This window comes from Shinella pollutisoli (assembly GCF_024609765.1).
Taxonomy (GTDB): Bacteria; Pseudomonadota; Alphaproteobacteria; order Rhizobiales; family Rhizobiaceae; genus Shinella; species Shinella pollutisoli.
This window is the reverse complement of sequence record NZ_JANFDG010000018.1, coordinates 52,743-76,661: the sequence shown is the minus strand read 5'-3', so window position 1 is coordinate 76,661 and position 23,919 is coordinate 52,743. Positions and strand designations below refer to the sequence as shown.

At 65.6% G+C, this 23,919-nt stretch carries 24 protein-coding genes; 21 read left to right on the top strand and 3 right to left on the bottom strand.

Annotation, left to right across the window (positions count from 1 at the left end; all coding sequences use genetic code 11):
• Window positions 1–96: 96 nt before the first annotated feature.
• The 14 genes from rem (at window position 97) to NNZ72_RS15570 (ending at window position 11,217) form a co-directional block, all read left to right on the top strand.
• A complete protein-coding gene (rem, locus tag NNZ72_RS15635) occupies window positions 97–771 on the top strand; it encodes a transcriptional activator Rem (RefSeq protein ID WP_257316306.1) in 675 nt (224 codons plus the stop codon).
• Window positions 772–873: 102 nt separating this feature from the next.
• Entirely contained in the window at window positions 874–2,070 is a 1,197-nt protein-coding gene (locus tag NNZ72_RS15630; RefSeq protein ID WP_257316305.1) for a flagellar hook protein FlgE, read from the top strand.
• Window positions 2,071–2,110: 40 nt separating this feature from the next.
• Window positions 2,111–3,556, top strand: coding sequence for a flagellar hook-associated protein FlgK (gene flgK, locus NNZ72_RS15625; protein WP_257316304.1), 1,446 nt, complete (start codon window positions 2,111–2,113; stop codon window positions 3,554–3,556).
• 3 nt (window positions 3,557–3,559) lie between these two features.
• Complete coding sequence (locus NNZ72_RS15620) at window positions 3,560–4,609, top strand: flagellar hook-associated family protein (RefSeq protein ID WP_257316303.1); 1,050 nt, start codon at window positions 3,560–3,562, stop codon at window positions 4,607–4,609.
• A gap of 38 nt (window positions 4,610–4,647) precedes the next feature.
• Window positions 4,648–5,001, top strand: coding sequence for a flagellar biosynthesis regulator FlaF (flaF, locus tag NNZ72_RS15615; RefSeq protein WP_257316302.1), 354 nt, complete (start codon window positions 4,648–4,650; stop codon window positions 4,999–5,001).
• Window positions 4,998–5,444 carry a flagellar biosynthesis repressor FlbT gene (flbT, locus tag NNZ72_RS15610; RefSeq protein ID WP_257316300.1) on the top strand — a complete coding sequence of 149 codons (447 nt, stop codon included), beginning with the start codon at window positions 4,998–5,000 and terminating at the stop codon, window positions 5,442–5,444. The genes flaF and flbT overlap by 4 nt, the downstream gene beginning before the upstream one ends.
• Window positions 5,441–5,857 (top strand): flagellar hook assembly protein FlgD, encoded by a 417-nt coding sequence (gene flgD, locus NNZ72_RS15605; protein WP_371747767.1) that lies wholly within the window; start codon window positions 5,441–5,443, stop codon window positions 5,855–5,857. Before flbT ends, flgD begins: the two co-directional genes overlap by 4 nt.
• A 6-nt stretch (window positions 5,858–5,863) precedes the next feature.
• The gene (fliQ, locus tag NNZ72_RS15600) at window positions 5,864–6,130 is read left to right on the top strand and encodes a flagellar biosynthesis protein FliQ (RefSeq protein ID WP_257316298.1); all 267 of its coding nucleotides are present in this window, start codon (window positions 5,864–5,866) and stop codon (window positions 6,128–6,130) included.
• Between the two features lie 108 nt (window positions 6,131–6,238).
• Entirely contained in the window at window positions 6,239–8,326 is a 2,088-nt protein-coding gene (gene flhA / locus NNZ72_RS15595) for a flagellar biosynthesis protein FlhA (protein ID WP_257316297.1), read from the top strand.
• Entirely contained in the window at window positions 8,323–9,075 is a 753-nt protein-coding gene (fliR, locus tag NNZ72_RS15590; protein WP_257316296.1) for a flagellar biosynthetic protein FliR, read from the top strand. Before flhA ends, fliR begins: the two co-directional genes overlap by 4 nt.
• A 4-nt stretch (window positions 9,076–9,079) precedes the next feature.
• Complete coding sequence (locus NNZ72_RS15585; RefSeq protein ID WP_257316294.1) at window positions 9,080–9,478, top strand: hypothetical protein; 399 nt, start codon at window positions 9,080–9,082, stop codon at window positions 9,476–9,478.
• A gap of 276 nt (window positions 9,479–9,754) precedes the next feature.
• Window positions 9,755–10,312 carry a rod-binding protein gene (locus NNZ72_RS15580; RefSeq protein WP_257316293.1) on the top strand — a complete coding sequence of 186 codons (558 nt, stop codon included), beginning with the start codon at window positions 9,755–9,757 and terminating at the stop codon, window positions 10,310–10,312.
• 15 nt (window positions 10,313–10,327) lie between these two features.
• Window positions 10,328–10,696, top strand: a complete 369-nt coding sequence (locus tag NNZ72_RS15575; protein WP_257316292.1) for a hypothetical protein — start codon at window positions 10,328–10,330, stop codon at window positions 10,694–10,696.
• Window positions 10,693–11,217, top strand: coding sequence for a hypothetical protein (locus NNZ72_RS15570; protein ID WP_257316290.1), 525 nt, complete (start codon window positions 10,693–10,695; stop codon window positions 11,215–11,217). The genes NNZ72_RS15575 and NNZ72_RS15570 overlap by 4 nt, the downstream gene beginning before the upstream one ends.
• Window positions 11,218–11,236: 19 nt before the next feature.
• Here the strand turns inward: NNZ72_RS15570 and NNZ72_RS15565 are convergent, their stop codons facing one another.
• Window positions 11,237–12,058 carry a WecB/TagA/CpsF family glycosyltransferase gene (locus NNZ72_RS15565; protein ID WP_257316289.1) on the bottom strand — a complete coding sequence of 274 codons (822 nt, stop codon included), beginning with the start codon at window positions 12,056–12,058 and terminating at the stop codon, window positions 11,237–11,239.
• 526 nt (window positions 12,059–12,584) lie between these two features.
• Between NNZ72_RS15565 and folD the strand changes: the two genes are divergently transcribed.
• Window positions 12,585–13,472: a bifunctional methylenetetrahydrofolate dehydrogenase/methenyltetrahydrofolate cyclohydrolase FolD gene (folD, locus tag NNZ72_RS15560; RefSeq protein WP_257316288.1), complete on the top strand. Its 888-nt coding sequence runs from the start codon at window positions 12,585–12,587 to the stop codon at window positions 13,470–13,472.
• A gap of 40 nt (window positions 13,473–13,512) precedes the next feature.
• On the opposite strand, the gene NNZ72_RS15555 is transcribed toward folD, so the two are convergent.
• On the bottom strand, window positions 13,513–14,547 hold the full coding sequence (locus NNZ72_RS15555) for a LacI family DNA-binding transcriptional regulator (protein ID WP_257316286.1): 1,035 nt from the start codon (window positions 14,545–14,547) through the stop codon (window positions 13,513–13,515).
• Between the two features lie 309 nt (window positions 14,548–14,856).
• Between NNZ72_RS15555 and NNZ72_RS15550 the strand changes: the two genes are divergently transcribed.
• From NNZ72_RS15550 to NNZ72_RS15525, 6 genes are all read left to right on the top strand, one after another.
• On the top strand, window positions 14,857–16,197 hold the full coding sequence (locus NNZ72_RS15550; protein ID WP_306766330.1) for an ABC transporter substrate-binding protein: 1,341 nt from the start codon (window positions 14,857–14,859) through the stop codon (window positions 16,195–16,197).
• 155 nt (window positions 16,198–16,352) lie between these two features.
• On the top strand, window positions 16,353–17,363 hold the full coding sequence (locus tag NNZ72_RS15545; protein ID WP_257316284.1) for a carbohydrate ABC transporter permease: 1,011 nt from the start codon (window positions 16,353–16,355) through the stop codon (window positions 17,361–17,363).
• 1 nt (window position 17,364) lies between these two features.
• The gene (locus tag NNZ72_RS15540) at window positions 17,365–18,510 is read left to right on the top strand and encodes a carbohydrate ABC transporter permease (RefSeq protein WP_257316283.1); all 1,146 of its coding nucleotides are present in this window, start codon (window positions 17,365–17,367) and stop codon (window positions 18,508–18,510) included.
• 29 nt (window positions 18,511–18,539) lie between these two features.
• Window positions 18,540–20,192, top strand: coding sequence for a beta-galactosidase BglA (gene bglA, locus NNZ72_RS15535; protein ID WP_257316282.1), 1,653 nt, complete (start codon window positions 18,540–18,542; stop codon window positions 20,190–20,192).
• 79 nt (window positions 20,193–20,271) lie between these two features.
• Window positions 20,272–21,363, top strand: a complete 1,092-nt coding sequence (locus NNZ72_RS15530) for an ABC transporter ATP-binding protein (protein ID WP_257316281.1) — start codon at window positions 20,272–20,274, stop codon at window positions 21,361–21,363.
• A gap of 99 nt (window positions 21,364–21,462) precedes the next feature.
• Complete coding sequence (locus NNZ72_RS15525; RefSeq protein ID WP_257316280.1) at window positions 21,463–21,876, top strand: hypothetical protein; 414 nt, start codon at window positions 21,463–21,465, stop codon at window positions 21,874–21,876.
• A 174-nt stretch (window positions 21,877–22,050) separates the two neighbouring features.
• On the opposite strand, the gene edd is transcribed toward NNZ72_RS15525, so the two are convergent.
• Window positions 22,051–23,871: a phosphogluconate dehydratase gene (gene edd, locus NNZ72_RS15520; protein WP_257316279.1), complete on the bottom strand. Its 1,821-nt coding sequence runs from the start codon at window positions 23,869–23,871 to the stop codon at window positions 22,051–22,053.
• Window positions 23,872–23,919 lie beyond the last annotated feature (48 nt).

Genomic DNA, 23,919 nt, shown 5'->3' with positions numbered 1-23,919 from the left:
GTTAAATTCAGCCAGTTATTTTCTCTAGTTGCTGGTGATTCGCCCCCTTCGTACCTCTCGTTCAACGAGGCGCCACACTGATTCGGAGGCGGACGAATGATCGTAGTGGTTGATGAGCGCGAGCTCGTGAAAGACGGCTATACTTCTCTTTTTGGTCGCGAGGGCGTGCCCTCGACGGGGTTCGATCCCCATGAATTCGGCGAGTGGGTGAATACCGCCGCCGATTCGGACATCGATGCGGTCGAGGCGTTCCTGATCGGCCAGGGCCAGTTCAGCATGGAGCTGCCGCGCGCGATCCGCGACCGGTCGCAGGCCCCGGTGATCGCGGTCAGCGACACCCCTTCCCTGGAGACGACGCTCGCCTTCTTCGACAGCGGCGTCGACGACGTGGTCCGCAAGCCGGTCCACCCCCGCGAAATCCTGGCCCGTGCGGCGGCCATCCGGCGGCGCCTGAAGGCGCTCGCCAACCACACCGACATCGGCCCGATCCGCGTCTTCTCGGATGGCCGCGATCCGGAGATCGAGGGCGAGGTCTTCCCCCTGCCGCGCCGCGAGCGCCGCATCCTGGAATACCTGGTCGCCAACCGCGGCCGGCGCCTCTCCAAGACCCAGATCTTCAACGCGATCTACGGCATCTTCGACGAGGACGTCGAGGAGAACGTGGTGGAAAGCCACATCAGCAAGCTGCGCAAGAAGCTGCGCAAGAAGCTCGGCTTCGATCCGATCGATTCCAAGCGCTTCCTCGGCTACTGCATCGACTGGCAGGGCTGAGACGGCAGACGGAGCTGGCTGCCGGCAGGCGGACCCCGGCAGCCAGCTTCACGCAAGGCCCGTCCCATAGGGTCCAAGTCACGAGACGAACGGGGAAACGACATGAGCCTCTATGGAACGATGAGAACGGGTGTTTCCGGCATGAACGCGCAGGCCAACCGCCTGAGCACCGTGGCCGACAACATCGCCAACGCGAACACGACGGGCTACAAGAAGGCTTCGACCCAGTTCTCCTCGCTGATCCTGCCGACCACGGGCGGCGCCTACAATTCCGGCGGCGTCACCACGGATGTGCGCTACTCCATCTCCTCCCAGGGCACCTTCACCTACACGACCTCGGCGACGGACCTCGCGATCAACGGCAAGGGGTTCTTCATCGTCCAGGGCTCGGACGGCATGCAGTACATGACCCGCGCCGGCGCCTTCACCAAGACGGACGAGGGCGCGCTGCGCAACTCGGCCGGCTTCACCCTGATGGGCTACGAATATTCCTCGACCGACGATCCGACGATCGTCGTCAACGGCTTCGACGGCCTGACGGAGATCAACCTTTCCTCCGGCTCGCTGAACGCCACGGCCTCGACCGCGGGCGCGCTCGACGTGAACCTGCCCTCGAACGAGGCCGTCGGCTACACCAAGCCCACCTCGCTCGTCGCCTATGACAGCCAGGGCAACACCCGCCTGATCGAGTTCACCTATACCAAGACGGCGGACAACGTCTGGACGGTCCAGGCGAGCTACAACGGCACCCCCTACGGCCCCTCGACCACCATGACCTTCAACGCCGCCGGCAAGCTGACGCCCTCGGCGCTGAGCGTCACCCTGCCGGTTCAGAACATCAACGGCGCCACCCTCGGGCCGCTGACGATCGACATGAGCGGCTCGACTCAGCTCGGCTCGCCCTTCGACGTCTCCAACGGCAAGATCAACGGCAACGCCGCGAGCAAGGTGACGGGCTACGAGATCAGCGACGACGGCATCGTCTACCTGAAATACGACAACAGCGAGCTGGTGCCGAAGTACCGCATCGCCATGGCCTCGGTGCAGAGCCCCGACAACCTCAAGCCGCTGCCGGGCAACGTCTATTCGCAGAGCGCCGATTCGGGCGTCGTCGTCATGGGCTACGCGGGCTCCAGCGGCTACGGCACGATCATCTCCGGCGCGCTCGAGGACTCCAACGTCGACATCGCCGAGGAGCTGACGAGCATGATCGAGTCGCAGCGCAACTACACCGCCAACTCGAAGGTCTTCCAGACGGGTTCCGAACTGATGGAAGTCCTCGTCAACCTCAAGAGATAAGGCGGCCTGAACCCGCGCATACGAGAGTTAGGTACATCCGATGTCGCTTTCAGCAGCAATGAAGACTGCTCAGTCGAGTTTCTCCAACGTGGGCCTGCAGACGGCCGTCGCGTCGAAGAACATTGCGAACGCAAGCGACACCGCCTATGCGCGCCGCGCGGCGATCCTGATCACCGCCGGCTCGGGCGCCACGGTCGTGGAAACCCAGCGCGCGCAGAACGAGGCGCTGCTGAAGCAGAACCTGCTCTCCATCTCCAAGTCCCATGCGCAGGACACGCTGCTCGGCGGGCTGACGCGGATCAAGATGATGCTCGGCGGCGAGGACTACGAGCTCGCCCCGGCCACCTATCTCGCCAAGCTGCGCGACAATCTCCAGACCTTCGCCGACAAGCCGAACGAGGTCTCGCTCGCCGAGACGGTCGTGGCCGACGCCGTCGACGTCGCCAATTCGCTGAACGCCACGTCGATCGCCGTCCAGAAGCTGCGCGCGGAAGCCGACGCCGACATCGCCACCTCGGTCAACGAGCTCAACCGCCTGCTGCAGGAATTCCAGACCTACAACGACAAGGTCCGGGTCGGCACGGCCGCCGGCAACGACGTCAACGACGCGCTCGACCAGCGCGACAAGCTGCTCACCCAGATCTCGGCGCTCGTCGGCGTCAGCGCGCTGAAGCGCCCGAACAACGACCTGGCGCTCTATACCAGCGACGGCACCGTCCTGTTCGAGACCGTGCCGCGCTCGGTCACCTTCGTGCCGACCAACACCTACACGGCCGCCGTCACCGGCAACCAGGTCTATATCGACGGCGTCGCCGTCCAGGCCGGCGCGGGCGGCAACACCAGCGCCCAGGGGTCGATCGCCGCGCTTCTCCAGATCCGCGACAACGTCGCCCCCACCTTCCAGAACCAGCTCGACGAGATCGCCCGCGGCATCATCGGCATGTTCTCGGAAAGCGTCGAGACGCCGCCGGCATCCGGCACCTTCGTCGACACCGACGGCCTCTTCGTGCGCAACGGCATGGCCGCGCTCACCGATCCCGGCCTCGCCGCGGTGATCAAGGTCAACCCGGCCGTCATCACCGCGCAGGGCGGCGAGCCGATGAAGCTGCGCGACGGCATCTACATCAACGCCAATCCGGCGAACGATGCCAGCTTCTCGGTCCTCCTCAACAAGTATTCGGCCGGCTTCGAGCAGACGCGCACGTTCGACACGGACGCGGCGATCGACACGAGCACGTCCATCCTCGCCTTCAGCACGGCCTCCATCGGCTGGGTAGAGCAGTTGCGCAGCGCGGCGACGACCGCCAGCGACGACAAGGCGGCGCTGCTCGGCCGCACGCAGGAGGCCCTTCTGAACGTAACCGCCGTCAGCCTGGACGAGGAGCTGGCACTGCTCCTCGACCTGGAGCAGTCCTACAAGGCGTCGGCGAAACTGGTGGCGGCGGTCGATGAGATGATCGCGGCCCTTCTCTCGGCAGCGAGCTAAGTTATGAAGACTTCATTCGTTTCGAACATGTCCCTTCAGAATACCCTGCGCCTCACCGTGGCGAAGGCGCAGGGCGAACTGCTGAAGCTGCAGGAGGAGACCGTCACCGGCCGCCATGCCGATGTCGGCGCGGTGCTCGGCGCCAAGACGGCGCGCACGCTGAACCTGCACCGCGACCTGCAGCGCATGGAATCGCTGAAGAGCACCAACGCGCTGACGACGCAGCGCCTCGCGGCCTCCCAGGCGGCGCTCGACCAGATCTCGGAAGCCGGCAATTCGGCGATGGAGGTGCTGATCGCGCTTTCCGGCATGACCTCCGGCGACCAGCTTGCGCTCGCCCGCGACAATATCGGCGACGCGCTCTCGACCTTCACGGCGGCGGCGAACACGTCGTTCTCCGGCGAGTACCTGTTCGCCGGCATCAACTCGGACGTGACGCCGATCAGCGACTATCTTGCCGGACCGCCGCTGTCGGCCGGACGCCAGGCCTTCCAGGATGCCTTCGACGCCTTCATGCTGGCCGAGGGCTATACGTCCGCCGAGGAGATCACGCCGGACAGGATGGAGAGCTTCATCGCCTCCTTCTCCACCGCCTTCGAGGCGGACTGGGAAACGGACTGGTCCAGCGCCTCCAACGAGAACATGCAGAGCCGGATCAGCGCGTCCGAGACCGTGCAGAGCTCGACCAACGCGAACACGGCCGGCATGCGCAAGATGGCGCTCGGCCTGGTGATCGGCTACGAGCTGCTGACGCTCGGCCTGACCGAAAGCACGCGCAAGGTCGTCACCGATACGTCCATCGACTACATGGGCCAGGCGATTTCCGGCATCGATTCCGAGCGCAGCAAGCTCGGCATCTCGCAGGCGCGCGTCAAGCAGGCCAACACCTCGCTCGATGCCCAGATCACGATCCTGTCGAAAAGCATCAAGGACATGGAATCCATCGACACCTACGAGGCGGCGACGCGCGTCACCACGCTCGAATCGCAGCTGTCGCTCGCCTATACGCTCACCTCGCGGATCCAGAACCTGAGCCTGCTGAACTACCTCTGATGAACCAGAGGGTACGGACACACATGAAGGATGTCTGAATGTACCAGTTTTCATATGCCGAGATCATGGAGGATGGCACGGCGATCTCGAAGGATCGGGAGCGGCAGGTTCTCGATCGCTCCATCGCGCTTCTGAAAGCGGCGATGAACGAGCCGGAAGGCACCTACGGGAAGGATACCGTCGAGGCCGTCTATTTCACCCGCCGGGTCTGGATACGTTTCATCGAGGATCTCGGACATCCGGAAAACCAGCTCGATGAGGAGCTGCGCGCCAACCTCATCTCCATCGCGATCTGGGTGCTCAAGGAAATCGAGAAGATCCGCAGGCGCGAATCCACGAATTTCCAGGGCATCATCGACATCACCACCATCATCAAGGATGGCATCAAATGAAAAGCACGCTGCGTATATCGCTGAAGTCCGGTGAGCGCATTTTCGTCAACGGCGCGGTTCTGAGGGTCGACCGCAAGGTCGCGATCGAATTCCTGAACGACGTCACCTTCCTGCTGGAAAACCACGTTCTCCAGCCCGAGCAGGCGACGACGCCGCTGCGGCAGCTCTATTTCATCGCGCAGATGTCGCTGATCAATCCGGAAGGGGCGGAGCATTCCAACGCGCTCTTCCGCAAGTCGATCCTGATGCTGCTCACCTGCTTCAAGAACGAGGAAGTGCTGGCCGAGCTGAAGCGCGTCGACGGCCTGGTGACGCAGGGCCGCGCCTTCGAGGCGCTGAAGGCGATCCGCGCGCTCTACCCGATCGAGGACCGCATCCTCAACAACCACGAGATCGCCCCGGCGACCATCGAGCAGATTCGCAAGGAGATCGCCCCGTGGTGACACCCGTCTCGGCCACTACCCAGAACACGTCCTACACGCCGACGGTCTCGGCCACCGATTCGGACGGCGACGCCAAGTCGGCGACGCTGAACTACGAGAGCTTCCTCAAGCTGCTCGTGGCGCAGATGAAGAACCAGGACCCGACCGAGCCGATGGACGCGGCCCAGCAGATGGCGCAGCTTGCGACCTTCTCGCAGGTCGAGCAGACCATCAAGACCAACAAGAACCTCGAAAGCCTGCTGCAGCGCACGTCGCTCCAGGAAGCCAATTCCGTGATCGGCCGCACCATCACCAGCGAGGACGGCAAGCTTTCTGGCGTCGTCAAGGAAGTGACGCTATATACGGACGGTATCGTGGCAACGCTTGAGTCGGGCGAAAAGATCGTCGTCGGCCCGGGCGTGAAGGTGAGCTGACCATCCGTGAATGAGGCCGACGCCCTCGACATCGCCCAAGCGGCCATCTGGACGGTGATCGTCGCCGCCGGGCCGGCCGTGCTCGCGGCGATGGTCGTCGGCGTCGCCATCGCCTTCATCCAGGCGCTGACCCAGGTGCAGGAGATGACCCTCACCTTCGTCCCGAAAATCCTGGCGATCATGGTGACGATCGCCATTTCCGCGCCCTTCATCGGCGCCCAGATCTCGATCTTCACCAACATCGTCTTCTCGCGCATCGAAAGCGGCTTCTAGCCGTCGTCCTCCCATCCTCGCGCAAGCTTCGTCCTGTAGGCTTCGGATCGAATGGGCGAGGCGCATGGTGCCCCGCCGCCTCTCATGACGAGACGGGAAGACATCCAGATGGCGCAGGTACCGGCAATCAATCTTCCGAAGGTGAGTCCCAGCGGCCGCGACATCGCGTTCGCCGTTGGCATCCTGACGATCCTGTCGATCCTGTTCCTGCCGATCCCGGTCTTCATGATCGACATCGGGCTCGCCTTCTCCATCGCGTTCTCCGTGCTCATCCTGATGGTCTCGCTGTGGATCCAGCGGCCGCTCGACTTCTCGTCCTTCCCGACGGTGCTGCTGATCGCGACGATGATCCGGCTCGCGCTCAACATCGCCACGACCCGCGTGATCCTCTCGCACGGCAACGAGGGCCACGATGCGGCGGGCGGCGTGATCGCGGGCTTCGCGAGCCTCGTCATGTCCGGCGACTTCGTCATCGGTCTCATCGTCTTCATGATCCTCATCGTGGTGAACTTCATCGTCATCACCAAGGGTGCGACGCGTATCGCCGAGGTCGGCGCGCGCTTCACCCTCGATGCGATCCCCGGCAAGCAGATGTCGATCGACGCCGACCTGTCGGCCGGCCTCATCGACGAGAAGCAGGCGCAGCACCGCCGCCGCGAGCTGGAGGAGGAGAGCTCCTTCTTCGGCTCGATGGACGGTGCCTCGAAATTCGTGCGCGGCGATGCCATCGCCGGCCTGATCATCACCGCCATCAACATCTTCGGCGGCATCATCATCGGTTACTTCCGCCACGGCATGGAGCTCTCGGAAGCCGCCGACGTCTTCGTCAAGCTCTCCGTCGGCGACGGCCTCGTCTCGCAGATCCCGGCGCTGATCGTGTCGCTCGCCGCCGGCCTCATCGTCTCGCGCGGCGGCACCGCCGGCTCCACCGACCAGGCGGTCGTCAACCAGCTCTCCGGCTACCCGCGCGCGCTCCTGGTCGCCGCCGCCCTGATGATCCTGCTGGCGCTGATGCCGGGCCTGCCCTTCCTGCCCTTCATGGTGCTCGGCGGCGTCATGGCCTTCGGCTCCTGGATCATCCCGCGCCGCGCCGAGGAGGAAATCCGCGCCCGCCGCGAGGAGGAGGCCAAGCAGGTCCAGCAGACCCGCGAGCAGGAGAAGGATTCGGTCAAGTCGGTGCTGAAGACCGCGGAGATCGAGCTTCTGCTCGGCAAGCAGGTCTCCACGCGCCTGCTCGGCGCCCACCAGGAGCTCGCCTTCCGCGTCGGCAAGATGCGCAAGAAGTTCGCGATGCAGTACGGCTTCGTCGTGCCGGAGATCAAGGTGTCGGACGACATCGCCATCCCGGACAAGTCCTACCAGATCCGCATCCACGGCACGACGGTCGCCTCGAACGTCGTGCGCGTCGGCGAGGTGATGGTGGTGACGGGCGGCGGGCGCAAGCCGAGCGTGCCGGGCGACGACATCCGCGAGCCCGCCTTCGGCATGCCGGCCGTGTCGATCCTCGAGGCCTTCGCCGACGACCTCCGGCGCGAGGGCTTCCACCCGATCGACAACGTCTCGGTGGTGCTGACGCACCTTTCCGAGGTGATCCGCAACAACCTGCCGCAGCTTCTCTCCTACAAGGACGTGAAGGTGCTGATCGACCGCCTCGATCCGGAATACCGCAAGCTCGCCGACGAGATCTGCTCCTCGCACATGTCCTATTCCGGCCTGCAGGCGGTGCTGAAGCTGCTGCTCGCCGAGCGCGTCTCGATCCGCAACCTGCACCTCATCCTCGAAGCCGTCGCCGAGCTCGCGCCCCATGTGCGCAAGACCGAGCAGATCGTCGAGCACGTGCGCATCCGCATGGCCCAGCAGATCTGCGGCGACCTTGCCGAGAACGGCGTGCTGCCGGTGCTGCGCCTCGGCAACAAGTGGGACATGGTGTTCCACCAGGCCCTCAAGCGCGACTCCAAGGGCGAGATCGTCGAGTTCGACATCGATCCGCGCCAGCTGGAGGAGTTCTCCGAGCAGGCGACCCGGGTCATCCGCGAGTTTCTCGACCGCGGCACGCCGTTTGTGCTGGTCACGTCGCCCGAATCGCGCACTTATGTGCGCATGATCATCGAGCGCCTCTTCGCCACATTGCCGGTCCTCTCGCACGTCGAGCTCGCCAAGGGCATCGAGATCCGGATCCTCGGGTCGATCTCGTGATCGAGGACCCGCAGGGCACGGTGCTGGCGCTGTTTGCCGCCTTCTGCCGTGTCGGCGGGTGCTTCATGCTCCTGCCGGGCTTCTCCTCGGCGCGCCTGCCCATGCAGATACGGCTGTTCCTCGCGGTCGCCGTCTCGATGGCCGTCCTGCCGATCATGTGGGACACGATCCATCCGCGCGTCTCGGGTCCGGCCGCCAGCTACGTGTCGCTCATCGTCTTCGAGACGCTGACCGGCGCGGTGATCGGCCTGATCGCGCGCTACTACGTGCTCGGCCTGCAATTCGCCGGCACGGCGCTGACGATGATGATGGGCTTCAACTCGCCGCCGACGCAGGACGTGCTCGAGGACGCGGCGGAGAACCAGCTGACCAACCTCGTCTCCTTCGCGGGCCTGCTACTGCTGTTCCTCCTGGATTTCCATCATTTCATCGTGCGGGCGCTCGTCGATTCCTACAGCGTCATGCCGCTCGGCGCGGGCTTCAATCCGCAGAGCGCGCTGATCACGCTCACCGACACGCTGGCGCAGACCTTCATGATCATGCTCAGACTGGCGAGCCCCTTCATCCTCTACGGCCTGATCTTCAACATTGCCATCGGCCTGATCAACAAGCTCGCGCCGCAGATCCCGATCTACTTCATCTCGCTGCCGTTCCTCATCATCGGCGGCCTCTTCCTTCTCTATTTCGGGATATCGTCGATGCTGGAAATCTTCGCCAACGGCTTCCTGCCGGTCTTCCGGGGAGAGTGAGGGCATGGAGAAGAGCCGGTCGCAGAAGCTCAAGCGCCTCGTCACCGTCCAGCGCCATCTGGAGAAGATGGCGGAGATCGATCTTGCCGGCACGACGCGCCAGCGCCAGGAGGTCGCCGAATCGATGGACGCGGTGGTCGACGCGCTCAATTCGCTCGACCCGGTGCACCGCGGCTTCTCGCGCATCTATTCCGGCCAGTTCAGCCGCCTGCAGCAGACCGACCAGATGCTGGCCAACGTCCAGCAGATGCACGAGATGCGCGTCGTGCGCGAGCGCACCAAGGGCGATCGCATGGAGGATCGCATGCGCGAGGCGCGCGAGGCGGAAGACCGAGAGGCGGCCGACACCTCCATCTACGACCTGATCGACCAGCATATCGCCTACAAGCAGCCGGACGACTGAGGCGCACTCCAACGCACTGGAAGATAACGGCTATTCCCTCCGCGGCGCGAAGCTTGCGCCGCGATGGATCGGACGGGTGCCGATGTGAAGCCCCGCCCTTCGCCACCAGCCTCCCGTAAGGTTGAACGGCGATAGTCGCATCGAGACGATGACGGTGTCTGCCGAGCGAACCGCGCCGCGGCGCAGCAGACCGGGATGTCCCGAATGGTCATGAGGCCGGCGGACCGCCATGAGGACGGGTCCGGTCGACAGGATTTACCTGAGAGGCTTTGAGACGTGGCAATTTCCCCACCCAGCGACCTGGTGCTCGATGTCGTGCGCGCCGCCGACCCGGCCCAGGTTCAGCAAGCGCAAGCGAAGCTGAAATCGAACAGGGCGGCCTTCGAGGCGACGAGCCTTGCCGAGGCCGGCGCCGGCTTCCAGGCCGCGGTCGGCATCCTCAACCGCGACACGGCCGCAGGCAGCGCCGCCCAGGGCGTCTCCGCGGCCGGCGGCAAGGTTGCGGTTCCCGAGCACCTGCGCAAGTTCGAATCGATGGTGCTGCAGAACTTCGTGAAGTCGATGCTGCCTTCCGACAGCGAGGAGATCTACGGCAAGGGGACCGCGGGCGAGATCTGGCGCGGCATGATGGCCGAGCAGCTCGGCGAGGCGATCGCCAAGGGCGGCGGCATCGGCATCGCCGAGAGCCTGGCGAAAAGCAGCGGCATAGGCGCCGCCTCGCGCGGCGGGGAAGTGCCGACGGACCGCATCGCCACCGGCATGGTCCAGTCGCTCCAGCGCGAAGCCTTCGCCGAGCTGACGCCCGGCATCAAGCAAGACGACAAGAAGTCCTAAGCGGAGAACAACAAAATGGAACAGGCCAACAACGAACTCCGGATCCGCTCCGTCCTCGGGCGGCTCGAAACCATCATCGACAACGAGAACGGCAATATCGGCCAGGATCCCGATTTCGACCTGCCGACCTCCAACGCGCACAAGAGCCGCTGCCTCTACGAGCTGGCGATGCTGACGCGCGACGTGCGGCCGGACGAGGTCCCTGCCACGTTCTCCCAGCAGCTTTCCCGCGTCCGCGAGAAGCTCGCCACCAATGCGCAGCGCGTCTCGGCGCATCTCGAGGCGGTGCGTGAGGTCGTCTCCATCCTGAAGAATGCCGTGCAGGACCTCGAGGCCGACGGCACCTACTCGCAGGAGCAGTTCCGCATGAGCTACCAGCCATGATCAAGCTCATCGGCACCGGCGTCTGGATTCTCGTCGTCACGCTCGCGTCGGTCTTCTTCGCGCTGAAGATGGCCTCCGCGCCGAAGGTCGACACCACGGCGGCCGAACGGGAGGCGGCGCTCGAATTCGTGAGCGGCTACGTCACCACGGTGCCGGTGATCGGCGAGGGCGGCGTCAACGGCTATCTCCTGACGAAGCTCGCCTACAAGGCGAACAAGGAGCTCGCCGCCAAGCAGGTCGTGCCGCTGCCGCAGATGATCACCGACGAGCTCTACACCTTGCTGGTCGGCAAGAAGATGATCGACGTGGCGAGTGCCGGCAGCTTCGACCTCGATGCCTTCCGCGCCACAGTCAAGGAAGGGCTGAACAGGCGCTTCGGCGCGGAGGTCATAGACGAGGTCTTCGTCGAGCAGATTGACTACATCACCACCGCCGCCGTGCAGGACCCCGCGCCGAAGCGCGGCGTCACGATCGCCAAGGGCAAGGTTCCCGTCGAGAAGCCGGCCGAAGGAGGCCACTGACGGGCTGCGGCATGCGGGGTCAGGGGGCGCCGGCCCCCGCCTGCTTGCGCTCGCGCACCGCCGTCCGCCCGTCCGCCATGCCGCTCATCCGGTAGCGCAGGATGTGCCAGAGGAACAGCGGGTTGCCGAAGATGTAGCGCCGCCACAGGCGCTTCGGCTCGTGCACGAGCCTGTGCAGCCATTCGAGCCGCAGCCGGCGAACGCCCTCCGGTGCGCGCGGCATGTCGCCGGCGACGAAGTCGAACAGTGCGCCCACGCTCAGCACCAGGCGCGCATGGCCGGGGCCGACGTGCCGGTCGATCCACTTCTCCTGCTGCGGGCTGCCCATGGCGACGAGCAGGATGTCGGCGTTGACCTCCCGCACCCGCTTCATCACCTCGTCGGATTGCGCCCTGTCGAAGAAGCCGTCGGCGATGGGGAAGAAGGTGTGCCACGGCGCATGGCGCCGGAAATTCTCCGTCGCCCGCTGCAGGGTGTCCTCGCGCGTGCCGATCATCGCCACGCGCATCGGCCGGCTGATATAGGTGAGCAGCGCCGGCACGAAGTCGGTGCCGTTGAGGTTCGCCGGGAACTGCCGGCCGTGGAACAGCCGCGAGGCGATGTCCATGCCGTGCCCGTCGGGAAAGACGACCTGGCGCTCGAGCACCGCGCGGTACTGCGGGTCGCGCATCATCAGGTTGGCGTTGTTGGCGTTGAGGAAGGCGATCACGGTCTGCCCGAACGGCATCGTCGCGACCTCCTCGGCGAAGGCGAAGGCGTCTTCCCAGCGCAGGTCGCAGACCGGCATGCCCAGGATGTCGCGCTGGGAGGCACTGATCGTGTTGCCGGACATCAGGTTCATGAGGGCACGTCCTCGCCACGCGGCGGCGGCGCATGTCGCAGGGTGCCGGAGACGCTCATCGTCCTCGGCGCCGCGCAGTCTGCGGATGGGTTGGGAAAGGGCTTCATGCTGTTTCCGCGATGCTTCTTCTTCCAGGAGCGGTCTACCAACTCCGCCTGAAGGGCCGTTTAAGGAAAAGCCTAGAAGGCCGGCGATCGTCTTGACGTTTCGCTAACCATATTGCCCGGGCAGGGTTGGACGCCCTGGAAAACCGGGATTTCCGACAGGGCCATAGCGCGGTTTCCCTTTGCCGGTGATCAAAAAAACCGCGGCGGCCTGCGTCATAAATGGACGCATGGGGCCGGTTCCGGGGCGTGGCGGCAGGCGACGGCGCTCTCCGCACATGCAAAAGGAAAACGCGCGTTAACGAATGCGGCCGGCCGTCGGCGCTTGAATTTATCCGTTTTGGACAGCATAGGGCGTGGAGAGGCTATCGCGCCGGCCGGATGCGCCGATAGAGTGCGGGCAGTTCATCAGGGAGAGAAATGTGACCACCATTATCGATGGGAAGCAGGTTGCCGCGTCCGTGATCGACGCCGTCAAGGCCGCGACCGTCCAGCTGGAGAAGGAAGCGGGCGTGAAGCCCGGTCTTGCCGTCGTCATCGTCGGCGACGATCCGGCAAGCCACGCCTATGTCTCCTCCAAGAGCAGGATGGCCAAGGAATGCGGCTTCAACTCGATCCAGCACACGCTGCCGGAAGCGACGACGCAGGAAGAGCTCGCCCGTCTCGTCGAAACGCTGAACGAAGACGAGAGCATCCATGGCATCCTCGTCCAGCTCCCCCTGCCCGGGCACCTGAAGTCCGAACCGATCATCCAGTCGATCCGGCCGGAGAAGGACGTCGACGGCCTGCACGTCGTCAACGCCGGCAAGGTGGCGACCGGCGACCTCGACGGCGGTCTCGTCTCCTGCACGCCGGCCGGGGCCATGGTCTTCGTGCGCCGCACCCATGGCGACGACCTCTCCGGCCTCAACGCTGTGGTGATCGGCCGCTCGAACCTCTTCGGCAAGCCGATGTCGGCGCTGCTTCTCGCCGCCAACGCCACGGTGACGACGGCGCACTCGCGCACGAAGGACCTTCCCGCCGTCTGCCGCAACGCCGATATCCTGGTCGCCGCCGTCGGCCGGCCGGAAATGGTCAAGGCCGACTGGGTGAAGCCCGGCGCGACGGTGATCGACGTCGGCATCAACCGCATCAGCGCCGAAGGCAGGTCGCGCCTCGTCGGCGACGTCGCCTTCGAGGAATGCGCGAAGGTGGCGGGCGTCATCACGCCGGTTCCGGGCGGCGTCGGCCCGATGACCATCGCCATGCTGATGGCCAACACCGTGATCGCCGCCTATCGCAAGGCCGGCCGCACGCCGCCGAAATTCTGAGGCGGTTCCGGCAAACGCGCAGCGGCTCTGGTGAGAAAATTTAAGCCGGTTTGCCTGCCGGCGCCGGGCCGGTCGAGGCGCGCACGATGAGGTCGGTCTTCCAGAGCTCCTGCTGCGGCAGGACCTCGAGGTTGAGGATGCCGGCGATCAGCCGCTGGGCGATGCGCTGGCCGGCCGCGCGCAGCGACGAGCGCGTCGTCGTCAGCGGCACGCTGAAATTCTCCGGCCGCAGCATCGGCAGCACGTCGTCATGGGCGATCAGCGAGATGTCCTGGCCGAGCTTCAGGCCCGCCTGATTGATCGCCCGCACCGCGCCGAGCGCCAGCACCGTGCTCGAACACAGGATGGCCGTCGGCGGCGTGTCGAGCCGCAGGAAGCGCTCCATGGCCTGGAAGCCCTGCTCGTCGGTCATGCGCGCGTGATAGATGCATTCTTCCGGCAGGGTCAGGCCGTGCTCGGCGAGCGCCCGCTTCGCGCCCTTCTTGCGGCGCATGGCGAAGGCGAGGTGGTCGGGGCCGTTGATCAGCGCGAAATGGCGGTGGCCGAGCTGGGCGAGCAGGCGCGCCGCATCGTAGAAGGCGCCGGTATTGTCGATGTCGAGGAAGGGATAGTCCGTCGGAACGCCGATCGTGCGGCCGTGCACGACGAAGGGCGTCTTCAGCGATTTCAGCATGGGGATGCGCGGGTCCTTCTCGCGCATGTAGGCGAGGAAGATCGCGTCGACATTGCCGCTCGCCACCAGCTTCCGGCAGGTGGCGGCCTCGTCGTCCGGGTGGCTCGGGTTGATGACGAAATGGAAGTCGTGCTTGACGGCCTCGTCGCCGAGGCCCGCCAGGAACTCGCCGAAATGCACGTCCGAATAGATGCCGTCGGCCGTCGGCATGACGAGGCCGATCGAGCCGGCGCGGCCCGTCGCCAGCCGCTGGGCGGCCCGGTTCGGCCGGTATCCGGTCTCGCGCACGGCCTCGAGCACGCGCCGGCGCGTTTCGGCGTTTACCTCCGGATAGCCGTTCAGCGCCCGGCTGACGGTCGTCTGGGAAAGGCCCAGCAATTGCGATAACTGCTTGAGATTCACGCCCTTAGCCTTCTCGGGTATTCGAAGCGCTTTGAGTTCCGGCCGCCCTCCCGTGGCCTTTTCCAAAGCGCTTCGGCCATCTAGCATCAGCCCGTCGGCGAGGAAAAGCGGTTTCCGTCTTTTTGCGACGCAAAACTACGCTGCATTGCGACAAATGCGGCGCTTTGCGATGAAGCTACTTGACGGCGGGCAGGGGGAGTGGGATGAAAGAAAATCCAAAGCGCTTTGAATTTGGCCTGTTTTGGGAGGGTTCCGCTCGCAAGGGGCGGGTTTGCTACGGGAGGCAAAGAGGTGAAGAAGACATTGCTGATGACGGCCGCCATCGTCGCGCTGATGGCGGGCGGGGCGGGGGCTGCCGAGCTGAAGTTCAAGCCCGGCGAGGACGCGAAGTTCAACTGGCAGAGCTTCGAGGACTTCAAGGCGGGCCATGACCTCAAGGGCCAGACGCTCACCATCTTCGGCCCGTGGCGCGGCGAGGATCAGGTGCTGGCCGAATCCGTCCTCGACTATTTCCGCGAGGCGACGGGCGCCGAGGTGAAATATTCCTCGTCCGAAAACTACGAGCAGCAGATCGTCATCGACACCCAGGCCGGCAGCCCGCCGGACATCGCCATCCTGCCGCAGCCGGGCCTCATCGCCGACCTCGCCTCGAAGGGCTACCTCTCGCCGCTCGGTGACGAGACGAAGGCGTGGCTGCTCGAGAACTATGCCGCCGGCCAGTCCTGGGTGGATCTCTCGACCTACAAGGACAAGGACGGCAACGCGCAGCTCTACGGCTTTCCCTACAAGATCGACGTGAAGTCGCTCGTCTGGTACGTGCCGGAGAACTTCGAGGACGCGGGCTACGAAGTGCCCGAGACCATGGAGGACCTCAAGGCGCTGACCGAGAAGATCGTCGCCGACGGCGGCACGCCCTGGTGCATCGGTCTCGGCTCCGGCGGGGCCACCGGCTGGCCGGCGACGGACTGGGTCGAGGACCTGATGCTGCGCACCGCCTCGCCCGAGACCTACGACAAGTGGGTGACGAACGAGATCCCGTTCAACGACGCCGCCGTCGTCGGCGCGCTCGACGAGTTCGGCTGGTTTGCCAAGAACGACAAGTTCGTCGACGGCGGCGCGGCCGCGGTTGCCTCCACCGACTTCCGCGACAGCCCGAAGGGTCTCTTCGCCTCGCCGCCGAAGTGCTACCTGCATCACCAGGCCTCCTTCATCCCGTCCTTCTTCCCGGAGGGCACGGTCGTCGGCGAGGATGCGGACTTCTTCTACATGCCGCCCTACGCCAGCAAGCCGGAGCTCGGCAATCCGGTCCTCGGCGCCGGCACGCTCGCCATGATCACCAAGGACACGCCGGCCTCGCGCGCCTTCATCGAGTTCCTCAAGACGCCGATCGCGCATGAGGTCTGGATGGCGCAGTCGAGCTTCCTCACGCCGTTCAAGAGCGCCAACAAGGACGCCTATGCCAACGGCCCGATGAAGAAGCAGGGCGAGATCCTCTTGTCCTCGACGACGTTCCGCTTCGACGGCTCGGACCTGATGCCGGGCAAGATCGGCGCCGGCGCGTTCTGGACCGGCATGGTCGACTTCGTCGGCGGCAAGTCGGCGGCCGACGTCGCGGGCGACGTCCAGAAGGCCTGGGACGCCATCAAATAAGAAACGACGGATCGGCCGGCGTCCTGCCGGCCGGTTCCCGCATCGCATGCCGGCATGCGGCCGCTCACCGGGCGGACCGCGTGAACGGTCCGCATGTCCGCGGGCGCTCCGGGCGTCCGCGCGCAGGGGGAACGCATTCCTGGGGAGGAAATGCCATGCAGCAACTGTTATTCGCCGTCTTCACGATGATCGGGGGCGTGCTCGCCTGCGTCCTCTATTTCTTCGGGACGAACTGGCTGCTCGACCGGCTGTTCCCGTCCAAGGGGCGGATGGGCGCCGAGGCATCGCGTAATCTCCGAATTACCAATGCGATCCGCCCCTGGCTGTTCATGGCGCCTGCCCTGCTGGCGCTCGGCATCTACCTCGTCTACCCGGTTTTCGAATCCTTCCGCCTCTCCTTCCACGACCGGACGGGACGCACCTTCGTCGGCCTATCCAACTATGCCTGGATGCTCCGCGACGGCGAGTTCCGCCAGTCGATCTTCAACAATTTCCTCTGGCTGCTGGTGGTGCCCGCGCTCTCCACCTTCTTCGGCCTCGTCATCGCCGCGCTGACCGACCGCATCTGGTGGGGCAACATCGCCAAGACGCTGATCTTCATGCCGATGGCGATCTCCTTCGTCGGCGCGGCCGTCATCTGGAAATTCGTCTACGACTACCGCGCGGCCGGCAACGAGCAGATCGGCCTGCTCAACGCGCTGGTCGTCTGGCTCGGCGGCACGCCGGAAGCCTGGATGACCATCCCCTTCTGGAACAACTTCTTCCTGATGGTCATCCTGATCTGGATCCAGACCGGCTTCGCCATGGTGATCCTCTCGGCGGCGCTGCGCGGCATCCCGGAAGAGACGATCGAGGCGGCCGTCATCGACGGCGCCAACGGCTTCCAGATCTTCTTCAAGATCATGGTGCCGCAGATCTGGGGCACGATCGCCGTCGTCTGGACGACGATTACCATCCTCGTCCTCAAGGTCTTCGACATCGTGCTCGCCATGACCAACGGGCAATGGCAGACGCAGGTTCTTGCCAACCTGATGTTCGACTGGATGTTCCGCGGCGGCGGCGACTTCGGCCGCGGCGCGACGATCGCCGTCGTCATCATGGTCCTGGTCATCCCGATCATGATCTGGAACATCCGCAACGCCACCAAGGAAATGGAAGGTCGCTGAGATGATCGCCTCGTCCCGTTCGCCGCTTACCTTCCTCGTCCATCTCTCCGTGCTGCTGCTCGTGGCGCTCTGGACCCTGCCGACGGCGGGCCTGCTGATCTCGTCGCTGCGCGACAAGGACCAACTCGCCGTCTCCGGCTGGTGGACGGCGCTCTCCACCTCCTCGCAGAACCTCGCCGGCCGCGCCGCCTCGCCAGAGGAGCAGGTGGAGAAGGACGGCAGGTTCGTCCTCTCCGGCAACCTGCTCGACGGCGCCAACGCCAAGGTCTCGGCCTTCGGCTTCCGCCCGATGCAGCCGGCCGCCTTCGAGGCGGGCGCCACCGCCGACATCGGCGACGGCCAGACGCTCACCGTCAACGAGGACGGCAGCTACGAGATTGTCTCGCCCACCCGCATGGAAGGCACGCGCGGCCAGCGCATCTTCTACACCGCCGCCGTGCCGCCGCGCTTCACGCTCGACAACTATCGTGAAGTGTTGTCGGCCGAGGGCATCGGCGCCTCCTTCATCAACTCGCTGACGGTCGCCATCCCCGCGACGATCATCCCGATCCTGGTCGCGGCCTTCTGCGCCTACGCGCTCGCCTGGATGCCGTTCCCGGGCCGGGCGATCCTCATCGCCGTCGTCGTCGGCCTGCTCGTCGTGCCGCTGCAGATGTCGCTGATCCCGCTGCTCAAGCTCTATAACGGAGTGGGCGCCTTCTTCGGCGTGCCGGCCAAGACCTACGTCGGCATCTGGCTTGCGCATATGGGCTTCGGCCTGCCGCTCGCTGTCTATCTCCTGCGCAACTACATGGCCGGCCTGCCGCGCGAGATCATGGAATCGGCCCGCGTCGACGGCGCCAGCGATTTCGACATCTTCGTCAAGATCATCCTGCCGCTCTCCTTCCCGGCCCTCGCCTCCTTCGCCATCTTTCAGTTCCTGTGGACGTGGAACGACCTGCTCGTCGCCATGGTCTTCCTCGGCACCGGCAATGACGAGCTGGTGCTGACAGGGCGCCTCGTCAACCTGCTCGGCTCGCGCGGCGGCAACTGGGAAATCCTCACGGCCTCCGCCTTCATCACCATCGTCGTCCCCCTCATCGTCTTCTTCAGCCTGCAGCGCTACCTCGTGCGCGGCCTGCTGGCGGGGTCGGTCAAGGGCGGCTGACGCAGGACCTCATCACAGGACGCATCCGCATGACGACTTCGCCCTCGACACTCCCTCCGCCGGACAAGGACTGGTGGCGCGGCGCGGTGATCTACCAGATCTACCCGCGCTCCTACCAGGATTCCAACGGCGACGGGATCGGCGACCTCAGGGGCATCACGGAACGGCTCGCCCACATCGCCTCCCTCGGCGTCGACGCGATCTGGATCTCGCCCTTCTTCACCTCGCCGATGAAGGATTTCGGCTACGACGTCTCCGACTACCGCGACGTCGACCCGATCTTCGGCGACCTCGCCGATTTCGATGCGCTGGTCGCCGAGGCGCACCGGCTCGGCCTGCGCGTGATGATCGACCTCGTGCTCTCGCACACCTCGGACAAGCATCCCTGGTTCGTCGAGAGCCGTTCCAGCCGCTCCAACCCCAAGGCCGACTGGTACGTCTGGGCCGATTCCAAGCCCGACGGCACGCCGCCGACCAACTGGCTGTCGATCTTCGGCGGCTCGGCCTGGCAATGGGACCCGACGCGCCTGCAATATTACATGCACAATTTCCTGTCCTCGCAGCCGGACCTCAACCTGCACAATCCGGAAGTGCAGGACGCGCTGCTGTCGGTCGAGCGCTTCTGGCTGGAGCGCGGCGTCGACGGCTTCCGCCTCGACACGATCAACTTCTATTTCCACGACAAGGAACTGCGCGACAATCCCTCGCTCGCGCCCGAGCGGCGCAACGCCCAGACGGCGCCCGCCGTGAACCCGTACAATTACCAGGAGCACATCTACGACAAGAACCGGCCGGAGAACCTCGAGTTCCTGAAGCGCTTCCGCGCCGTCATGGACGAGTTCCCGGCGATCGCCGCCGTCGGCGAGGTGGGCGACAGCCAGCGCGGTCTGGAGATCGCCGGCGAATACACCTCCGGCGGCGACAAGATGCACATGTGCTACGCCTTCGAGTTCCTGGCGCCCGACCCGCTGACGCCCGGCTTCGTCGCCGACGTGCAGCATGCGCTGGAGCGCGCCGCGCCCGAGGGCTGGGTCTGCTGGGCCTTCTCGAACCACGACGTGATGCGCCATGTCAGCCGCTGGGGCCAGGCGGTGGCGGATCACGACGCGCACGCCAAGCTGCTCGCCAGCCTGCTGATGTCGCTGCGCGGCTCGGTCTGCATCTACCAGGGCGAGGAACTGGCCCTGCCGGAGGCCGAGCTCGCCTACGAGGACCTGCAGGATCCCTACGGCATCCAGTTCTGGCCGGACTTCAAGGGCCGCGACGGTTGCCGCACGCCGATGGTCTGGGACGGGCGCGAGCCCTCCGCCGGCTTCTCAGCGGCAAGGCCCTGGCTGCCCGTGCCGGCGGAGCATCTGGAGCGCGCCGTTTCGGTGCAGGAGGGCGACCCCTCGTCGGTGCTTTCCCACTACCGTCGCTTCCTCGCCTTCCGCAAGGAGCATCCCGCGCTCGTGAAGGGCGAGATCGAGTTCCTGTCCGCCGAGGGGGCCGTCCTCTCCTTCGTGCGCACGCATGGCAACGAGAAGCTCGTCTGCATCTTCAACATGAGCCCGGTGGCGCGCGCCGCCGATCTGCCGGCGGGCACGCTGGAGGTGCTGGACGGACACGGTTTCGAAAGTCGCATGCATGAGGACATCATCGAACTTCCGGCCTGGAGCGGGTTCTTCGCCCGCTTCGCGTGAGGGGTCAAAGCAATTCCGGCAAAAGTGTGAAACGGTTTTGCGTCCGGAATTGCGCGAAACTTAAAAAGGGGAGACAGACATGACCGGGCTGGTGCTCAAGGATATCCGCAAGTCCTACGGTTCGGTGGACGTGATCCACGGCATCGATCTCGATATCAAGCAGGGCGAGTTCATCGTCTTCGTCGGCCCGTCCGGCTGCGGGAAGTCGACGCTCTTGCGCATGATCGCCGGCCTGGAGGAGATCAGCGGCGGCGACATGCTGATCGACGGCCAGCGGGTGAACGACGTGCCGCCCTCCAAGCGCGGCATCGCCATGGTGTTCCAGTCCTACGCGCTCTATCCGCACATGACGGTCTACGACAACATGGCCTTCGGCATGCGGATCGCCGGCGAGAGCAAGGAGGAGATCGACCGGCGCGTGCGCGCGGCCGCCGAGATCCTCCAGCTCACCCAATATCTCGACCGCCTGCCCAAGGCGCTGTCCGGCGGCCAGCGCCAGCGCGTCGCCATCGGCCGCGCCATCTGCCGCAATCCCAAGGTCTTCCTGTTCGACGAGCCGCTGTCGAACCTCGACGCGGCCCTGCGCGTCGCCACCCGCATCGAGATCGCCAAGCTCTCCGAGCAGATGGCCGACACGACGATGATCTACGTGACCCACGACCAGGTGGAGGCGATGACGCTCGCCGACCGCATCGTCGTTCTGTCGGCCGGCCATATCGAGCAGGTCGGCCCGCCGCTCGAGCTCTACGAGCGCCCCGCTAACCTCTTCGTCGCCCGCTTCATCGGCTCGCCGGCGATGAACATCATCCCGGCGAAGATCACCGGCGAGGGCAGCACGACGGCGCTGGAGCTGACCGGCGGCCGCGTCTGCAGCGTCGACATCGCCACGCCGCCCGGCGAGACCGGCAAGACGGCGAGCTTCGGCGTGCGTCCGGAGGACCTGCAGATCACGACGGACGAGGATTTCCTCTTCGAGGGGACGGTCTCGATCGTCGAGGCGCTCGGGGAGGTGACGCTGCTCTACATCGAGGGGCTCGTGCCGGGAGAGCCGATCATCGCCAAGATACCGGGCATTCTCGACGTCAAGCGCGGCGAGAAGGTCCGCTTCACGGCCGACCGTGCCCGGCTGCACCTGTTCAACGCGGCCGGCCAGAGCTACCGGGCGCTCTGAAAGGCGGACGGGCGGCAGGATTTCGTCCTGCCGTTCAACCCGGTGTTAAGCGTTTTCCGTCAGGCTTCCCGTGACGAAAGGCAAGTCGGGAGCAGTCGGATGAGCATTCAGGTACCCGCCCCGCGCGGGAACTATCTGAACAAGGAGGAGTCCTTCATGTATGATCGGGAGAAGAGCTTCCCGATGGAGGACACCTGCAACGAGGCGCGCATCGAATTCACCGAGAACGGCGGCATCGTCAATCTCGTCTCGCGCCGCTGCCAGATCATCAAGCTGTCGCGCTCCGGCGCCGTCATCACGATGACGACGAAGTTCCAGCTCCCGCGCAACTTCTACCTCGACATCGTCAGCGCCCGTATCCCGATGATCGGCTGCCTGACGCAGCGCGTGCATGCCAACGACATCGTCGAGGCCCGCTTCCTGCGCCTTCTCTCCGACAAGGACCTGCAGCGCATCTTCGTCTACTCGACGCACCGCAACCACCAGAACCGGACGCTGGATATCTATAGCTGAGCCTGGGAGCAACGCTGCCCCTCATCCGGCCTGCCGGCCACCTTCTCCCCGCCTGCGGGGCGAAGGAGACAGGCGACGATGGCTTCCCGTCAATGGAAAACAGCGCGGCATTCCCTTCTCCCCGCTTGCGGGGAGAAGGTCGCGGCAGCGGGATGAGGGGTGATCTCAACCCCTTCACGCGAACAGCACGCTCGCCCCGTGATCGGCCGGCCCCGCGATGGCGCGGAAGGGGGCGAAGAGCTCGCGGCCCATGCCGAAGTCGTTCTCCGAGAGATCGGCCTCCGCCTGCGGGCGGGCGGCGAATTCGGCGGCGTCCGCCAGAACCGAGATCGTGCCGGCAACGGCGTCGAGGCGGATGATGTCGCCTTCGCGGATGCGCCCTATCGGCCCGTTGTCGGCGGCCTCCGGCGTCACGTGGATGGCGGCCGGCACCTTGCCGGAGGCGCCGGACATGCGCCCGTCGGTGAGCAGCGCCACCTTCTGCCCGCGGTCCTGCAGCACGCCGAGCACGGTCGTCAGCTTGTGCAGTTCCGGCATGCCGCAGGCCTTCGGCCCCTGGAAGCGGACGACGGCGATGAAATCGCCCGTCAGCGCGCCGTTCTTGAAGGCGGCGTTCAGTGCCTGCTGGCTGTGGAAGATGCGGGCCGGCGCCTCGATGACATGGCGCTCCGGCTTCACGGCGGAGATCTTGATGACGGCGCTGCCGATATTGCCGGAAAGCATCTTCAACCCGCCCGAGGCCTGGAACGGCGTCTCGACATTGGCGAGGATCTTCGGGTCGTGGCTGACCTTCGGCGCCGGTTCGCGCTCAACCGTGCCGTCCGCGCCGAGCTTCGGGTCGATCGTGTAGGCGGCAAGCCCCTGGCCGTAGACCGTGCGCACGTCGTCGTGCAGCATGCCGCCTCTCAGCAGTTCCTGGATCAGGAAGCCCATGCCGCCGGCGGCATGGAAATGGTTCACGTCGGCAAGGCCGTTCGGGTAGACGCGCGCGAGCAGCGGCACGATGTCCGAGAGATCGGAAATGTCCTTCCAGGTGAGCAGGATGCCGGCCGCGCGCGCCATGGCGATCAGGTGCAGCGTGTGGTTGGTCGAGCCGCCCGTCGCATGCAGGCCGACGACGCCGTTGACGATGGAGCGCTCGTCGATCATCTCGCCGGCCGGCGTGAACTCGTTGCCCTGCGCGGTGATGGCGAGCGCGCGCTTCGCCGCTTCTTTCGTCAGCGCGTCGCGCAGCGGGGTGCCGGGATTGATGAAGGAGGCGCCGGGCATGTGGAAGCCCATGATCTCCATCAGCATCTGGTTCGAGTTCGCCGTGCCGTAGAAGGTGCAGGTGCCGGGACCATGGTAGGACTTGGATTCGGCGTCGAGCAGCTCCGCCCGTCCGACCTTGCCCTCGGCATAGAGCTGGCGCACGCGCGCCTTCTCGTCGTTCGGCAATCCCGAGGTCATCGGCCCGGCGGGGATGAAGACGGCGGGCAGGTGGCCGAAGGTCAGCGCCGCGATCATCAGGCCGGGCACGATCTTGTCGCAGACGCCGAGATAGACGGCTGCGTCGAACATGTTGTGCGACAGCCCGACGGCCGCCGCCATGGCGATGAGGTCGCGCGAGAACAGCGACAGCTCCATGCCCGGCTGCCCCTGGGTGACGCCGTCGCACATGGCGGGAACGCCACCCGCCACCTGCGCCACGCCGCCCGCCTCGCGCGCGGCCTGCCGGATGAGGTCCGGATAGGTCTCGAACGGCTGGTGCGCTGAGAGCATGTCGTTGTAGGCGGTGATGATGCCGAGATTGGGCACGCGGTCGCCCGCGAGCGCCTGCTTCTCGGCGGGGGAACAGACCGCGAAGCCGTGGGCGAGGTTGCCGCAGGAGAGTACCGAGCGGTGGACGCCCTTGGAGGCGGCCTCCCGCACGCGGGCGAGATAGGGTTCGCGGTGCGGTTTCGAGCGTTCGACGATGCGGGCGGTGATGGCTTCGATGCGTTTGTCGGCGGACATGGGACCTATCCTGACCTTTCTCGATTGCACTTTCGGCGGAACGGGGCG

What these genes read in the sequence shown, in the direction of transcription:
- rem (WP_257316306.1), top strand. Translation starts at nt 97, where the DNA reads ATGATCGTAGTGGTTGATGAGCGCGAGCTCGTGAAAGACGGCTATACT.
- NNZ72_RS15630 (WP_257316305.1), top strand. Translation starts at nt 874, where the DNA reads ATGAGCCTCTATGGAACGATGAGAACGGGTGTTTCCGGCATGAACGCG.
- flgK (WP_257316304.1), top strand. Translation starts at nt 2,111, where the DNA reads ATGTCGCTTTCAGCAGCAATGAAGACTGCTCAGTCGAGTTTCTCCAAC.
- NNZ72_RS15620 (WP_257316303.1), top strand. Translation starts at nt 3,560, where the DNA reads ATGAAGACTTCATTCGTTTCGAACATGTCCCTTCAGAATACCCTGCGC.
- flaF (WP_257316302.1), top strand. Translation starts at nt 4,648, where the DNA reads ATGTACCAGTTTTCATATGCCGAGATCATGGAGGATGGCACGGCGATC.
- flbT (WP_257316300.1), top strand. Translation starts at nt 4,998, where the DNA reads ATGAAAAGCACGCTGCGTATATCGCTGAAGTCCGGTGAGCGCATTTTC.
- flhA (WP_257316297.1), top strand. Translation starts at nt 6,239, where the DNA reads ATGGCGCAGGTACCGGCAATCAATCTTCCGAAGGTGAGTCCCAGCGGC.
- NNZ72_RS15585 (WP_257316294.1), top strand. Translation starts at nt 9,080, where the DNA reads ATGGAGAAGAGCCGGTCGCAGAAGCTCAAGCGCCTCGTCACCGTCCAG.
- NNZ72_RS15575 (WP_257316292.1), top strand. Translation starts at nt 10,328, where the DNA reads ATGGAACAGGCCAACAACGAACTCCGGATCCGCTCCGTCCTCGGGCGG.
- NNZ72_RS15570 (WP_257316290.1), top strand. Translation starts at nt 10,693, where the DNA reads ATGATCAAGCTCATCGGCACCGGCGTCTGGATTCTCGTCGTCACGCTC.
- NNZ72_RS15565 (WP_257316289.1), bottom strand. Translation starts at nt 12,058, where the DNA reads ATGAACCTGATGTCCGGCAACACGATCAGTGCCTCCCAGCGCGACATC.
- NNZ72_RS15550 (WP_306766330.1), top strand. Translation starts at nt 14,857, where the DNA reads ATGACGGCCGCCATCGTCGCGCTGATGGCGGGCGGGGCGGGGGCTGCC.
- NNZ72_RS15545 (WP_257316284.1), top strand. Translation starts at nt 16,353, where the DNA reads ATGCAGCAACTGTTATTCGCCGTCTTCACGATGATCGGGGGCGTGCTC.
- NNZ72_RS15540 (WP_257316283.1), top strand. Translation starts at nt 17,365, where the DNA reads ATGATCGCCTCGTCCCGTTCGCCGCTTACCTTCCTCGTCCATCTCTCC.
- bglA (WP_257316282.1), top strand. Translation starts at nt 18,540, where the DNA reads ATGACGACTTCGCCCTCGACACTCCCTCCGCCGGACAAGGACTGGTGG.
- NNZ72_RS15530 (WP_257316281.1), top strand. Translation starts at nt 20,272, where the DNA reads ATGACCGGGCTGGTGCTCAAGGATATCCGCAAGTCCTACGGTTCGGTG.
- NNZ72_RS15525 (WP_257316280.1), top strand. Translation starts at nt 21,463, where the DNA reads ATGAGCATTCAGGTACCCGCCCCGCGCGGGAACTATCTGAACAAGGAG.
- edd (WP_257316279.1), bottom strand. Translation starts at nt 23,871, where the DNA reads ATGTCCGCCGACAAACGCATCGAAGCCATCACCGCCCGCATCGTCGAA.